The sequence below is a fragment of the Kitasatospora sp. NPDC032121 genome (genome assembly GCF_055580145.1).
Window position 1 is genome coordinate 309,368 of the sequence record NZ_JBVILX010000001.1, and the last position, 14,392, is coordinate 323,759.

Here is a 14,392-nt window from a genome sequence, read left to right on the forward strand (position 1 = left end):
ACACGGCCTCAGCGGGTTCACATCCCCGCGATCAGCTTCTCCACCCGCTCGTCCACCGAACGGAACGGGTCCTTGCACAGCACCGTGCGCTGGGCCTGGTCGTTCAGCTTCAGGTGCACCCAGTCCACCGTGAAGTCCCGGCGCTGCTCCTGCGCCCGGCGGATGAAGTCCCCGCGCAGCCGGGCCCGGGTGGTCTGCGGCGGGATCGACTTGGCCTCGAAGGTCCTGAGGTCGGTGGTCACCCGCTGCGCCTGGCCCTTGCCCTGGAGCAGGTAGAACAGGCCGCGGCGGCGGTGGATGTCGTGGTACGCGAGGTCGATCTGCGCCACCCGCGGGTTGGACATGCTCATCTGGTTCTTCTCGCGGTAGCGCTCGATGAGCTTGTACTTCATGATCCAGTCGATCTCCTGGGCCACCCCGTCCAGCCGCTCGGTGCGGACGGCCTCCAGGGTGCGGCCCCACAGGTCGAGCACCCGGGCGACCGTCCCGGTGTTGATGCCCTTGCGCTCGGCGAACTCCAGGGCCTTGGTGTAGTACTCCTCCTGGATGTCCAGCGCGCTGGCCTCCCGGCCGTTGGCGAGGCGCACCTGGTGGGTGCCGGTGAGGTCGTGGCTGACCTCGCGGATCGCCCGGATCGGGTTCTCCAGGGTGAGGTCGCGCATCACCACGCCGGCCTCGATCAGCCGCAGCACCAGGTCGGTGGAGCCGACCTTGAGCAGCGTGGTGGTCTCGGACATGTTGGAGTCGCCGACGATCACGTGCAGCCGGCGGTAGCGCTCGGCGTCCGCGTGCGGCTCGTCCCGGGTGTTGATGATCGGGCGCGAGCGGGTGGTGGCGGAGCTGACGCCCTCCCAGATGTGCTCGGCCCGCTGGCTGACGCAGTACACCGCGCCGCGCGGGGTCTGGAGCACCTTGCCTGCGCCGCAGATCAGCTGCCGGGTGACCAGGAACGGGATCAGCACGTCGGCCAGCCGGGAGAACTCGCCGTGCCGGGCCACCAGGTAGTTCTCGTGGCAGCCGTAGGAGTTGCCGGCCGAGTCGGTGTTGTTCTTGAAGAGGTAGACGTCCCCCGCGATGCCCTCCTCGTGCAGCCGCCGCTCGGCGTCCACCAGGAGCCCCTCGAGGATGCGCTCGCCGGCCTTGTCGTGCGTCACCAGCTCGACGACGTCGTCGCACTCGGGGGTGGCGTACTCGGGGTGGGAGCCCACGTCGAGGTACAGGCGGGCGCCGTTGCGCAGGAAGACGTTGCTGCTGCGCCCCCAGGAGACGACCCGGCGGAACAGGTACCGCGCCACCTCGTCCGGCGACAGCCGCCGCTGCCCGCGGAACGTGCAGGTCACGCCGTACTCGTTCTCCAGCCCGAAAATCCGGCGGTCCATGAGCACTCCATTCTCTGTCGGAGCTGTCCGAAACCGCCTCCACGACGACTGGGCCGCCGCAGGGGCACCGGAGTCCCGTACGGGCGGCAGGCCGCCGTACGGGACTCCGCAGGAACTGCTACACCGGCGTGCCGTCCGCCGGGTTGTCCTCGTCGTCCGCCTCGGCGGACTGGTCCCCGTCGAGCAGCCGGCCCAGCTGGTTGCCCAGGATCCGCTTGAACTTGCGCTGCTGGAACCGCTGGCGGTCGAGGACCGCGACCTCCAGCTGCTCCGGCGTGAGGCTGCGCGGGCTGCCGCCGTTGGGGTCCCGGGCGAGCGAGTCCACGGCGAGCTTCACCGCCTCGGTGAGGCTCATGCCGGCCCGGTGGCGCTGGCCCAGGTAGTTGCCGATCGAGTCGGCGTTGCCGCCGACCACCACGTAGTTCTTCTCGTCCACGACCGAGCCGTCCGGCGTGAGCCGGTAGATCTGGTCGTTGTCGGAGGTGCGGCCGACCTCGGCCACGATCAGCTCGACCTCGTACGGCTTCTCGCCGACCGAGGAGAAGATGGTGCCCAGGGTCTGGGCGTACACGTTGGCCAGGCCGCGGGCGGTGACGTCGGCCCGGTCGTAGGAGTAGCCGCGCAGGTCGGCGTAGCGGACGCCGCCGATGCGCAGGTTCTCGAACTCGTTGTAGCGGCCGACCGCCGCGAAGGCGATCTTGTCGTAGATCTCGGAGACCTTGTGGAGCGCCCTGGAGGTGTTCTCCGCGACGAAGACGATGCCGTCGGCGTAGGTGAGCACGACCACGCTGCGGCCGCGGGCGATGCCCTTGCGGGCGTACTCCGCGCGGTCTGCCATGGCCTGCTGGGGTGAGACGTAGAACGGTGTCGACACCGGCGGTCGTCCCTTTCCTGTGAGGGGGTGGCTAGATCAGCGGGGCCTGCGGGCCGTTGGGCCGGGTCAGGCGCTCGTCGGTGATGGCGACGGCGACCTCCGTGACCTCCGCCTCGGTGAGCCGGCGGAAGCCGTCCTCGGTGATCAGCGAGACGATCGGGAAGATCTTGCGGGCGAGGTCGGGACCGCCGGTGGCGGAGTCGTCGTCCGCGGCGTCGTACAGCGCCTGGACGACCATGGTGACGGCCTGGTCGGCCGTCAGGTCCTCGCGGTAGAGCTTCTTCATCGAGCCGCGGGCGAAGACGGATCCGGAGCCGGTGGCCGTGAAGCCGCGCTCCTCGGAGCGCCCGCCGGTGACGTCGTAGTTGAAGATCCGGCCGCGGCCGAGGTCCAGGTCGTAGCCGGCGAACAGCGGCACCACCGCGAGGCCCTGCATCGCCATGCCCAGGTTGCCCCGGATCATGGTGGTGAGCCGGTTGGCCTTGCCCTCCAGGGAGAGCGTGGTGCCCTCGATCTTCTCGTAGTGCTCCAGCTCCAGCTGGAACAGCCGGACCATCTCGATCGCGAGGCCCGCGGTGCCGGCGATGCCGACCGCGCTGAACTCGTCGGCCGGGAAGACTTTCTCCATGTCGCGCTGGGCGATCACGTTGCCCATGGTCGCCCGCCGGTCACCCGCGATCACCACGCCGCCGTCGAACACCGCGGCCACGATCGTGGTCCCGTGCGGGGCCTCGACCATGACGCCCTCGGGGAGCCCGCGGCGGCCGGGGAGCAGTTCCGGCTGGTGGTCGGCGAGGAAGTCGATGAAGGACGACGACCCCGGGGTCAGGAAGGCAGCCGGCAGACGCCCGGTGCCGCGAGTGTTGGCTTCCACACGATTCCTTCCAGGTAGCTTGAAGCGCGCGCTGCCCGCACCCTACCCGTCCGACGATCACCGTGAACGCGTGGAGGGGCCGGTGCCGGACGGCCGGGCGGTGTTCTCCGCCCGGCCGCCGGGGACGATCGCGACCGTGAATTCCGGAATGCCCGGGCCGGACTATTGCCCGCCCTTCTGGACGAATCCTCGGACGAAATCCTCCGCATTGGATTCGAGGACCTCGTCGATTTCGTCCAGCACCGCGTCGACGTCGTCGCTCAGCTTTTCCTGGCGCTCCTTGAGGTCGTCGGAATTCTGGCTTTCCGCGGCCTGCTCCTCGACCTCCTCGGAGGAACGGTTCGCCCGCTGCTGGCCGCCGCCGGTGTCCTTGCTCGCCATTTCCCTCACCCCGCTCGATTCGTCTGGCACGGTTCGGTCGTTGCTTGCTGCACCGACCCTATACACAAGGTGCGACTACCGCTCCCGGTTTGCCGGTGGCGCTTCCTGTCCAACACCCGCTGCCACCCCGGATGATTCCCATTCGGCGGACGTTCACCCATGGTGATCGAAAAGTTACCCGCCGGCCAGCACCCGGAGCAGGTCCTCGGCCGTGCGGCAGCGGTCCAGCAGCTCCTTGACGTGGTTGCGGGTGCCGCGCAACGGCTCCAGGGTGGGGACCCGCTGCAGGGAGTCCCGGCCGGGCAGGTCGAAGATCACCGAGTCCCAGGAGGCGGCCGCGACGTGCTCCGCGTACTGCTCCAGGCAGCGCCCGCGGAAGTACGCCCTGGTGTCCTCCGGCGGCTTGGAGACGGCCCGCTCGACCTCGTCCTCGGTGAGCAGCCGCTCGAACCTGCCGCGCGCCACCAGACGGTTGTAGAGGCCCTTCTCGGGCCGTACGTCGCTGTACTGGAGGTCGACCAGGTGCAGCCGCGGATTGTCCCACTGCAGGGCGTCCCGGCTGCGGTAGCCCTCCAGGATCTCCCGCTTGGCGATCCAGTCCAGCTCGCGGGAGAGCGACATCGGGTCGCGCTCCAGCCGACCCAGGACGTCCTCCCAGCGCGCCAGCACGTCCACCGTCTGCTCGTCCGCGTCGGTGCCGAAGCGGTCCTCGACGTACTTGCGGGCCAGCTCGAAGTACTCCAGCTGGAGCTGGACTGCGGTGAGCTTGCGCCCGTTGCGCAGGGTGATCAGGTGCTTGAGCGTCGGGTCGTGGGAGACCCGGTGCAGGGTGCGCACCGGCTGGTCGACGGCGAGGTCGGCGGCGATGAACGAGTCCTCGATCATCGACAGGACCAGTGAGGTGGTGCCCAGCTTGAGGTAGGTGGAGATCTCGGAGAGGTTGGCGTCCCCGATGATCACGTGCAGCCGGCGGTACTTCTCGGCGTCGGCGTGCGGCTCGTCCCTGGTGTTGATGATCGGGCGCTTGAGCGTCGTCTCCAGGCCCACCTCGACCTCGAAGTAGTCCGCCCGCTGGCTGATCTGGAAGCCGTGCGCCGAGCCGTCCTGGCCGATGCCGACCCGGCCGGCGCCGGTGACCACCTGGCGGGAGACGAAGAACGGGGTGAGGTGGCGGACGATGTCGGCGAACGGTGTCGCCCGCTTCATCAGGTAGTTCTCGTGGGTGCCGTAGGAGGCGCCCTTGTTGTCGGTGTTGTTCTTGTACAGGTGGATCTTCTGCCCGTTGGGCAGCTCCAGCGCGCGCTGCGCGGCCGCCGCCATGATCCGCTCGCCGGCCTTGTCCCAGAGCACGGCGTCACGCGGGTTGGTCACCTCGGGCGAGCTGTACTCGGGGTGCGCGTGGTCCACGTAGAACCGGGCCCCGTTGGTGAGGATGACGTTGGCGAGGCCGATGTCCTCGTCGGTCAGCTGGCTGGCGTCCGCGACCTCGCGGGCCAGGTCGAACCCCCGTGCGTCGCGCAGCGGATTCTCCTCCTCGAAGTCCCAGCGGGCCCGCCGTGCCCGGTGCATCGCCGCCGCGTACGCGTTGACGATCTGGGACGAGGTGAGCATGGCGTTGGCGTTGGGGTGCCCGGGCACGGAGATCCCGTACTCGGTCTCGATGCCCATCACGCGCCGTACGGTCATGCGGCCCTCCTTGCCCGGTGCACCGCCCCCGACGGGCGGAGCACGCTGACGTACCGCCGAACAACACCGACGCCGGCCTCTGCCCGCGGACGGTGGGTCGAGCCTAGAACCCGGCGCCGAGCAGCGGGCCCGGAGACGCGCCGTCCGGCTGCGGGGCCGCGAGGCGCCACAGCCGGACGGGGTGCGTACAGCTCCGGGGACCGCTGCCGGCCCGGACAACCGCGTGCTTACAGGTACTGCCCCGTGTTGGCGACAGTGTCGATCGAGCGGCCGGACTCGGCGCCCTGCTTGCCGGTGACCAGCGTGCGGATGAAGACGATCCGCTCGCCCTTCTTGCCGGAGATGCGGGCCCAGTCGTCCGGGTTGGTGGTGTTCGGGAGGTCCTCGTTCTCCTTGAACTCGTCCACGCAGGCGGCGAGCAGGTGAGAGACGCGCAGACCGCGCTGGCCGTGGTCGAGGAAGTCCTTGATGGCCATCTTCTTCGCCCGGTCGACGATGTTCTGGATCATCGCGCCGGAGTTGAAGTCCTTGAAGTACAGGACCTCCTTGTCACCGTTGGCGTAGGTGACCTCCAGGAAGCGGTTCTCCTCCGTCTCGGAGTACATCCGCTCCACGACCGACTGGATCATCGCGGCCACCGTGGTCTCGACGGAGCCGTCGTGCTCCTTGAGGTCGTCCGGGTGGAACGGCAGCGAGTCCTTGAGGTACTTGGAGAAGATGTCCTTCGCGGCCTCGGCGTCCGGGCGCTCGATCTTGATCTTGACGTCCAGGCGGCCGGGCCGCAGGATCGCCGGGTCGATCATGTCCTCGCGGTTCGAGGCGCCGATGACGATGACGTTCTCCAGGCCCTCCACGCCGTCGATCTCGGCGAGCAGCTGCGGGACGATGGTGTTCTCCACGTCCGAGCTGACCCCGGAGCCGCGGGTGCGGAACAGGGACTCCATCTCGTCGAAGAAGACGATGACGGGCGTGCCCTCGCCCGCCTTCTCCCGCGCGCGCTGGAAGACCAGCCGGATCTGCCGTTCGGTCTCGCCCACGTACTTGTTGAGCAGCTCGGGGCCCTTGATGTTGAGGAAGTAGCTCTTCCCCTGGGGGCGGCCGGTGACCTCGGCGACCTTCTTCGCCAGCGAGTTGGCGACCGCCTTGGCGATCAGCGTCTTGCCGCAGCCGGGCGGGCCGTAGAGCAGCACGCCCTTGGGCGGGCGCAGCTCGTACTCCTTGAAGAGGTCGGCGTGCAGGTAGGGCAGCTCGACCGCGTCGCGGATCTGCTCGATCTGGTTGCTCAGACCGCCGATCTGGCGGTAGTCGATGTCCGGGACCTCCTCGAGGACCAGCTCCTCGACCTCGGACTTCGGCACGACCTCGAACACGTAGCCGGAGCGGGGCTCCAGCAGCAGGGCGTCCCCGGCCCGGATGGTCATCCCGCGCAGCGGCTCGGCGAGGCGCACCACGCGCTCCTCGTCGGTGTGACCGAGGACCAGGGCGCGCTCGCCGTCCTCCAGGAGCTCCTTGAGGGTGACGATCTCGCCGATGTTCTCGAAGGCCATCGCGTCCACGATGTTGAGGGCCTCGTTGAGCATCACTTCCTGGCCGCGCCGCACCTCGTCGAGGGCGACGTTGGGGCTGACGTTCACGCGGAGCTTGCGCCCCCCGGTGAAGATGTCCGCGGTGCCGTCCTCGTTCGCGTCGAGGAAGGTGCCGAAGCCGGCCGGGGGCTGTGCGAGCCGGTCCACTTCCTCCTTGAGGGCCACGATCTGGTCGCGGGCCTCGCGCAGGGTGGAGGCGAGCCGTTCGTTCTGGGCGGTCACGCCCGCCAGGTTGGTCTGGAGCTCGACGATCCGCTCTTCGAGGATCCTCGAATTGCGCGGCGAGTCGGCGAGCTTGCGGCGCAACACGGCGATTTCCTGCTCAAGGTACGAGACCTGAGCGGCCTCGTCGGAACCACGAGCGGGCCTGCCGGTGCTGCGGTTGTAGTCGTCATCGTGGGCTGCCACGGTCCTCACCTCCTCCGGGGAGCTGGACGCTTCCAGACCCTACCTGGGACCAGGGGTCCGTAAACCCCTAGATCAAGAAAGATGGAACGGGCGTGTCCGATCTTCGCCCCAGCGTGCTTCCCCTCTGCTAAGGGGGATACCCACCGCGCACCGCCCAAAGCGGGCCAGATGTATCGTCGGGCGAAGTGATATCCGATCGCGACCACAACTGGAGGTCCGATCGTTGTACGAATGGCGGGATTGCTCCAGGAATAGGGGCGACCCGGGACAGAAACGGCAGGGGACCATGTCGGTGACCGAGCAGACGGCGGCAGCGGCCGAGGAGCTGGAGGTGTGGATCGACCAGGATCTGTGCACCGGCGACGGCATCTGTGCGCAGTACGCACCCGAGGTCTTCGAGCTCGACATCGACGGGCTGGCCTACGTGAAGGGGCCTGACGACGAGCTGCGCCAGCAGCCCGGGGAGACCGCCCCGGTGCCGCTGACGATCCTTCAGGACGTGGTGGACTCGGCGAAGGAGTGCCCCGGCGACTGCATCCACGTGCGCCGGGTCGCCGACCGGGTCGAGGTGTACGGGCCGGACGCGGAGTAGTCGGGTCCGTAGTCGGTCCGTCACACGGCGGAGACCGGGGCGGCGGCCTGGGAGCGTTCCCAGCCGCCGCCCCGGTGCGTCCAGGTGAGGTCGACCGAGACGTCCGGCCGGAACCGCGGCACGTCCTCGCTCGAATACCCCTGCGCGTGGCCGGTGATGACGCCGTCCGACCGCACCGCGATCCGGCTCACGGTGAGGCTCTCGCGTTCGGCGAGCAGGGTGGCCACCACCTCGGGGCGCTCGCCCGGGCCGAAGCCGAGCAGGAAGACGGCGTCCGGCGGGGTGCCGGTCTCGGTGGCGCAGTGCGCGGTGACCACCGTGCCGGGGCGTCCGTCACCGAGCCGCGCGGGCACGACCAGCGTCGTCTTGACCGGGAACGGACCGCAGTCCAGCGGGAGTTGGGCCCGGGCCGGGTCTGGGGCGGCGGTCGCGGCGAGGGCCTTGGGGGTCTCGTGGGTGGGCACCGGGGTGCCGGTCGCCGGGGAGGCGGCCAGCGCGGCCCCCACCACCGCGCCGCAGCCGGCCAGGGCGACGGCCCAGTGCCAGGGGGCGGTGCGCGCGTGTCCGGGCCCGGAACGGCCCCGCGGTGTCCGCTGTCCAGTCGTCGCCGTCGTCGTCCCGACCGCGGTCTCCACCAGGCGTCCCCTCCAGGGCTCCACAAGCCGCTCTGCGTGAGCGAGCATCGTCCCACACCGTGCTCGGCGGCATGCGAAAGGGGTGGTACGAGCGCCGTGCTCGCACCACCCCTCGGTGGGTCCGGGTTCAGCCCAGGTCGGGCTGGTCCGCGTCCGTGGCGCGGGCGGCCTTGCGGGCCGCGGCGCGCTCCTGGAGGGTGGGCTCGGGCGCCCCGTTGTCGTAGTCCTCGCCGTACGCGCCCTTGGCCGGACGGCGGCGGCGCAGCGGCGGCTCCACGCCGTCCGCCAGGCGGCGGGCGGTGAGCAGGAAGCCGGTGTGGCCGATCATCCGGTGGTCCGGGCGGACGGCCAGGCCCTCCAGGTGCCAGGTGCGGACCATGGTCTCCCAGGCCTGCGGCTCGGTGAAGGTGCCGTGGTCGCGCAGCGCCTCGACGGTCTTGGACATCTGCGTGGTGGTGGCCACGTAGCAGCAGATGAGGCCGCCGGGGACGAGCGCCTTGGAGGCGACGTCCAGGCACTCCCAGGGGGCCAGCATGTCGAGGATGACGCGGTCGACGTCGGTCTCGACCAGGTTGTCCTGGAGGTCGCCGACGGTGAGCTTCCACGCCGGGTGCGGGCCGCCGAAGTAGCGCTCGACGTTCCCCTGGGCGATGTCGGCGAAGTCCTGCCGACGCTCGTAGGAGGCCAGCATGCCCTGCTCGCCGACGGCGCGCAGCAGGTACGTGCTGAGCGCGCCCGAGCCGACTCCGGCCTCGACCACGCGGGCACCCGCGAAGATGTCGGCCATGGCCAGGATCTGCCCCGCGTCCTTGGGGTAGATCACGGCGGCGCCGCGCGGCATGGACAGGACGTAGTCGGGGAGCAGGGGGCGCAGCGCGAGGTACGGAACGTTCCCCGTGGTGCGCACGACCGTGCCCTCGGGAGCGCCGATCAGCTCGTCGTGCGGGAACGCACCCTTGTGGGTGTGGAACTGGTTCCCGGCCTGGAGCGTGAACGTGTAGTGGCGACCCTTGGGGTCGGTCAGCTGGACCTGGTCCCCGACCTGGAAGGGCCCGCGTCGGCGGGCGGCACCGGTCGGTTCGGACATGCCGACAATCCTAAGGGAAGCGGACCGGCCCGCGGGACGCGGGTGATCGTCGGCCGTCCGGTCAGCGGCCGGTGAGGGCGGCGGTCAGCCGCTGCTCGATGTCGCTGAGCGCGGCGACGCCGTACACCCGGCCGTCCGGCTCGACCACCAGGTACTCCCCCGCCGGGGTGGCCTGGACGGCCCGCAGCAGGTCCTCACCGCCGAGGTCGGCGTCCAGTCGCATGCCGGGTTCGAGGTCGCGGGCGAGCGGTCCGACGGCCACCCAGGGGCGGCGGTGCTCGGGCACCGAGCGGACGGCGGACTCGCGCACCAGGGCGATCGGCTCGCCCCGGCCGTCGACCACGATCACCGCGCCGGCCTGGGCCTCGCGGGCGCGCCGCAGCGCCTCGCCGAGCGGGGTGTCGGCGGTGACCTCGACGGCCCGCCGGGCCAGCTCTCGCAGCCGCAGGCCGGGCAGCACCTCCTTGAGCCGGGCGTTGCGCAGGCTGCCGGTGGCGCCGTTCCAGATGATCGCGGCGAGCACCGCGGCCAGCACCGCGTCCACCAGGGTGTCGGTGGTGGTGCGCTCGACCCCGCGGGAGGCGCTGAGCAGCGGCAGGCCGATCAGCACGGCGACGGCCAGCCCGCGGCCGACCCAGGCGGCGGCCACCGTGCCGGTCATCGGCTTGCCGGTGACCGCCCAGACGAGCGCGCGCAGCATCCGGCCGCCGTCCAGCGGCAGGCCGGGCAGCAGGTTGAAGGCGGCGACCACCAGGTTGGAGACCATCAGGCCGGTGAGCAGCACCCCGGGCACGGTGGACGGCTCCACCGCCCGCACGGCGAGGTAGAACACGCCGCCGAGCAGCAGCGAGAGCAGCGGGCCGACGAAGGCCAGCCAGAACTCCCGCCAGGGGCGCTCCGCCTCGTTCTCGATCTCGGACACCCCGCCGAAGAACTGGAGCTGGATCCGCCGCACCCCCAGCTTGTAGCGCAGCGCGACCAGGGTGTGGGCGAGCTCGTGCACCAGCACGGAGGCGTAGAAGGCCACCGCGAAGAAGAACGCGACCAGGTAGCGGGCACCGCCGAGGTCGGGCAGCACGTCGCCCAGCTGTCCGCCGAACACCCAGGTGATCAGCGCGGCGATGACGAACCAGGAGGGTGTGACGTAGACGGGCACCCCGAAGGGCCGGCCCATCAGGATGCCGCCGCGGCGCTCGGGCGGTGGCCCGGCCGGGCGCCCTTCGCCCGCCTGCGGTGGCTGGTCGGAGGACTGCTGCCCCCTGCTGTCGCTCACCGTGATCCCTTCGGTCGTCTCCCCCGTCGTGCCCGGTGCGCCCACGCTACGTGATCGTGGCCCTCCGGCGCCGCACGGCCCTGCTTCCAGCTTCCTACCCACTCACGGCGGCCGTGGCAGCACCGTGGCAGCGGGATGACGGCGAAGGGCAATAGGGTCGTAGCCATGCAGCACACCGAGACCAGCAGTGCCACCGCGCGACCGGCGGCACCCCCGACCGGGCTCTCCCCGTCCCGAGCGGGGGACTTCCTCACCTGTCCCCTGCTGTACCGGCTGCGGGTGATCGACCGGCTGCCCGAGCCGCCGAGCTCGGCGGCGACCCGGGGCACGCTGGTGCACGCGGTGCTGGAGCGGCTCTTCGACAGCCCGGCGGCCGAGCGGACGCCGGAGCGGGCGCTGGGCCTGCTGCGCCCGCAGTGGGAGCGGCTGCTGGGCGAGCGCCCGGAGCTGGGCACGCTGTTCCCGGACGACCCGGACGGCGCGGCGCTGACCCGCTGGCTGGCGGACGCCGAGAAGCTGGTCGGCCAGTGGTTCCGGCTGGAGGACCCGACCCGGCTGCACCCGGTGGAGCGGGAGCTCTACGTGGAGACGGCCCTGGATTCGGGCCTGTTGCTGCGCGGCTACATCGACCGGGTGGACGTCGCCCCGACCGGCGAGGTCCGGCTGGTGGACTACAAGACCGGCCGGGCGCCCTCGCGGGACTTCGAGGGCAAGGCGATGTTCCAGATGAAGTTCTACGCCCTGGTGGTGTGGCGCTGGAAGGGCGTGATCCCCAAGCGCCTCCAGCTGGTCTACCTCGGTGGCGGCGGGGACGTGGTCAGCTACGACCCGGACCAGGCGGACCTGCTGGCGGTGGAGCGCAAGCTCCTGGCGCTGTGGGAGCGGATCGGCCACGCGGTGGCCACCGGGGACTTCCCGGCCACCCGCAACCGCCTCTGCGACTGGTGCGACCACCAGGCCAGCTGCCCGGAGTTCGGCGGCACCCCGCCGCCGTACCCGCTGCCGGTAGCCCGTACGTCGGACGAGAGCGATCCCACGGGGGATCCGATGAGCAAGGAGTCCTAGGTGACGATCCGAGTGCTGCTGGTCGACGACCAGCCGCTGCTTCGCACCGGTTTCCGGATGATCCTGGAGGCCGAGTCCGACCTGGTGGTGGTCGGCGAGGCCGGCGACGGCCAGCAGGCGCTGGACCAGGTGCGGGCGCTGCAGCCCGACGTGGTGCTGATGGACATCCGGATGCCCAGGATGGACGGCGTCGAGGCGACCCGCCGGATCGCCGGCCCGGGGCGGGACGGCCCGGCCAAGGTGCTGGTGCTGACCACCTTCGACCTGGACGAGTACGTGGTGGAGGCGCTGCGCGCGGGCGCCAGCGGCTTCCTGCTGAAGGACGTCCCGGCCGAGGAGCTGGTGCAGGCGATCCGGGTGGTCGCGGACGGCGCGGCGATGCTGGCGCCGAGCATCACCCGCCGACTGCTGGACATGTACGCCACCAAGCTGCCCTCGGGCGACGAGGCGCCGCCGCAGGCGCTGGGCGCGCTGACGGAGCGCGAGCTGGAGGTGCTGAAGCTGGTGGCGCGCGGGCTGTCGAACGCGGAGATCGCGGCCGAGCTGTTCGTCAGCGAGACGACCGTGAAGACGCACGTGGGCCACGTGCTGACCAAGCTGCAGCTGCGCGACCGGGTGCAGGCGGCCGTGTACGCCTACGAGAGCGGGCTGGTGCGCCCCGGCGCCCTGTAGCGGTTCCGGCGGCCCCTGGGCCTCCCGGGGGCCGCGGAAACGTCACGGCGGCCCGTCCGCTCCCCGTACCGACGGGGATGCGGGCGGGCCGCCGTCCTGCGGGCGCTACTTGTTGTTCCGGCTGATCTCCCAGAAGCGGAAGTAGCCGGTGGTGTCGACGGTGGACTCGACGCCGGTGACGTACGAGCGGGCCGCGAAGAAGGACTTGTTCTGGTACAGCGGGATCAGCGGCACGTTCTCGGCCTCGATCGCCTGGATCTGCGCGTAGGTGGAGGCCGCGGCGCTGCGGTCGGTCTGCTTGAGGCCCTCCGGCACCAGCCGCCCGCTGATCCGCGGGTCGTCCCAACCGTGGTGGTACGCACCGCCGTTGATCAGCAGCGGGGCGAGGTAGTTGTCCGGGTCCGGGTAGTCGGCGAACCAACCGATGATGTACGCCTGGTACTTGCCCTCGGTCCAGCCCTTGCGGTACGAGTCCCAGTCCGGCTCCTGGACGAGCGTCACCTGGAAGAGGCCACCGGTCTCCAGCTGCTTCTTCAGCGTCTCGGCCTCGTTGCTGCCGGCCCGCGAACGGGACCAGGTGAGGGTGAACTTGACCGGGGTCTGGATCTTGGCGTCGGCCAGGATCTTCTTGGCCTTGTTCACGTCCTGGTCGCCGTAGCGGTCGAAGAAGGCCGTGGTGTGGCCGGGCAGGCCGGCCGGGACCATGGAGTAGAGCGCCTGGACGGTGCGGGCGAAGACGTCGCGGGCCAGCGCCTTGCGGTCCATCATCTGGGCGACGGCCTGGCGGACGGCGACGTTGCTCATCAGCGGGTCCTTGGTGTTGAGGACCAGCGAACGGGTGTCGTTGCTGTCGCCCTCGGTCACCTGGAGGTCGGTCTTGCCGCCCTGCTGGTCGGAACGGACCTGGGCGGCGGTGTTCGGCTCCAGGCTGTTGTCGGTGAGGTCGATCTCGCCCTTGTCCAGCGCCGCCTTGAGGTCCTCCGACTTGTCGAAGAACCGCACGGTGAACTTGTTGTTGCGCCGCTTGGCCTCGCCGCCGTACTTGTCGTTGGCCGACAGCACGACCTTGCCCAGCTGCTTGCCGCCGCTCAGGTTCTCGACCGCGTCGAAGCGGTACGGGCCGGAGCCGATCAGCTTGTCGTTCGGGACGACCTTGTCCGCGGGGTAGACCTGGTGGTCCACGATGGCGCCGACCGGGCTCGCCAGCTTCGCCGGCAGGGTGGCGTCGGGCGTGGAGAGGTGGAAGATCACCTCGTTGTCGCCCTTGGCCTCGACGGACTTGATCGAGTCCAGCAGCTCGACCGGACCGGTCTGGTCGTTGATCTTCTTGGTGCGCTCTATCGAGAAGACCACGTCCTGGGCGGTCAGCGGGTGACCGTTGGAGAACTTCTGGCCGGGCTTCAGGGTGCAGTGGTACTCGGTGGCCTCGGCGCTGGTGAACTCGCAGGACTGCGCGGCATCCGGGGACGGCGAGCTGGCCGCGGCCTGGAAGGTGAGCAGCGACTGGAAGGTGTTGCGCAGCAGCAGCCAGGAGCCGGCGTCGTAGGCGGCCGCCGGGTCCAGGACACCGGTCAGCTGACTGGTGCCCATGGTGATCGACTTGCCGCCGTCCCCCTTGACCACGTCGGTCACCGATCCGCAGCCCGCCACCGACACGGCGACCAGGCCGGCGCATCCGAGTACTGCCAGGCGTTCAGCTGAAGTCTTCACGAGGCGCGTCCTTTTGGGTGGCACGAACTGGAGTAGCGTGCCACATCGAACACGTACGACCGATACCCGCGCTGATGACGTTTGGGACACGGCGGTTCAGGGCATCACGGCGCGCCCGACGAGTTGTCAGCCATTGCCCGTTTTCTCCCCCGGCGACTTCGGCCCGGAGG

General features: G+C 70.4%; 13 protein-coding genes. 3 read left to right on the forward strand and 10 right to left on the reverse strand.

Features of this window, described 5'->3' with window-relative positions:
• Window positions 1–17: 17 nt before the first annotated feature.
• The 6 genes from pafA to arc form a co-directional block, all read right to left on the reverse strand.
• Window positions 18–1,379, reverse strand: a complete 1,362-nt coding sequence (gene pafA, locus ACZ5OX_RS01405; protein ID WP_449791843.1) for a Pup--protein ligase — start codon at window positions 1,377–1,379, stop codon at window positions 18–20.
• A 118-nt stretch (window positions 1,380–1,497) separates the two neighbouring features.
• Complete coding sequence (gene prcA / locus ACZ5OX_RS01410; protein ID WP_392874388.1) at window positions 1,498–2,253, reverse strand: proteasome subunit alpha; 756 nt, start codon at window positions 2,251–2,253, stop codon at window positions 1,498–1,500.
• A gap of 31 nt (window positions 2,254–2,284) precedes the next feature.
• The gene (gene prcB, locus ACZ5OX_RS01415) at window positions 2,285–3,127 is read right to left on the reverse strand and encodes a proteasome subunit beta (protein WP_465628052.1); all 843 of its coding nucleotides are present in this window, start codon (window positions 3,125–3,127) and stop codon (window positions 2,285–2,287) included.
• 162 nt (window positions 3,128–3,289) lie between these two features.
• Window positions 3,290–3,508 (reverse strand): ubiquitin-like protein Pup, encoded by a 219-nt coding sequence (locus ACZ5OX_RS01420; protein WP_188299085.1) that lies wholly within the window; start codon window positions 3,506–3,508, stop codon window positions 3,290–3,292.
• A gap of 174 nt (window positions 3,509–3,682) precedes the next feature.
• Complete coding sequence (gene dop, locus ACZ5OX_RS01425) at window positions 3,683–5,194, reverse strand: depupylase/deamidase Dop (RefSeq protein WP_465628055.1); 1,512 nt, start codon at window positions 5,192–5,194, stop codon at window positions 3,683–3,685.
• A gap of 227 nt (window positions 5,195–5,421) precedes the next feature.
• Window positions 5,422–7,188, reverse strand: a complete 1,767-nt coding sequence (gene arc, locus ACZ5OX_RS01430) for a proteasome ATPase (RefSeq protein WP_402404822.1) — start codon at window positions 7,186–7,188, stop codon at window positions 5,422–5,424.
• 286 nt (window positions 7,189–7,474) lie between these two features.
• Here arc and ACZ5OX_RS01435 point away from each other — a divergent pair, with 286 nt between their 5' ends.
• On the forward strand, window positions 7,475–7,780 hold the full coding sequence (locus tag ACZ5OX_RS01435; RefSeq protein WP_392874377.1) for a ferredoxin: 306 nt from the start codon (window positions 7,475–7,477) through the stop codon (window positions 7,778–7,780).
• Between the two features lie 20 nt (window positions 7,781–7,800).
• Here the strand turns inward: ACZ5OX_RS01435 and ACZ5OX_RS01440 are convergent, their stop codons facing one another.
• From ACZ5OX_RS01440 to ACZ5OX_RS01450, 3 genes are all read right to left on the reverse strand, one after another.
• Window positions 7,801–8,415, reverse strand: a complete 615-nt coding sequence (locus tag ACZ5OX_RS01440; RefSeq protein WP_465628057.1) for a hypothetical protein — start codon at window positions 8,413–8,415, stop codon at window positions 7,801–7,803.
• 127 nt (window positions 8,416–8,542) lie between these two features.
• On the reverse strand, window positions 8,543–9,502 hold the full coding sequence (locus ACZ5OX_RS01445) for a tRNA (adenine-N1)-methyltransferase (protein ID WP_449791847.1): 960 nt from the start codon (window positions 9,500–9,502) through the stop codon (window positions 8,543–8,545).
• A 61-nt stretch (window positions 9,503–9,563) separates the two neighbouring features.
• Window positions 9,564–10,676 carry a site-2 protease family protein gene (locus tag ACZ5OX_RS01450; RefSeq protein WP_449791865.1) on the reverse strand — a complete coding sequence of 371 codons (1,113 nt, stop codon included), beginning with the start codon at window positions 10,674–10,676 and terminating at the stop codon, window positions 9,564–9,566.
• 264 nt (window positions 10,677–10,940) lie between these two features.
• On the opposite strand from ACZ5OX_RS01450, the gene ACZ5OX_RS01455 reads away from it, so the two are divergent.
• Window positions 10,941–11,840, forward strand: a complete 900-nt coding sequence (locus ACZ5OX_RS01455; RefSeq protein ID WP_402404810.1) for a RecB family exonuclease — start codon at window positions 10,941–10,943, stop codon at window positions 11,838–11,840.
• Window positions 11,841–12,512 carry a response regulator gene (locus ACZ5OX_RS01460; protein ID WP_049650980.1) on the forward strand — a complete coding sequence of 224 codons (672 nt, stop codon included), beginning with the start codon at window positions 11,841–11,843 and terminating at the stop codon, window positions 12,510–12,512. It abuts the gene before it with no gap.
• Between the two features lie 105 nt (window positions 12,513–12,617).
• On the opposite strand, the gene ACZ5OX_RS01465 is transcribed toward ACZ5OX_RS01460, so the two are convergent.
• Complete coding sequence (locus ACZ5OX_RS01465; protein WP_465628060.1) at window positions 12,618–14,222, reverse strand: ABC transporter substrate-binding protein; 1,605 nt, start codon at window positions 14,220–14,222, stop codon at window positions 12,618–12,620.
• Window positions 14,223–14,392: the final 170 nt, after the last annotated feature.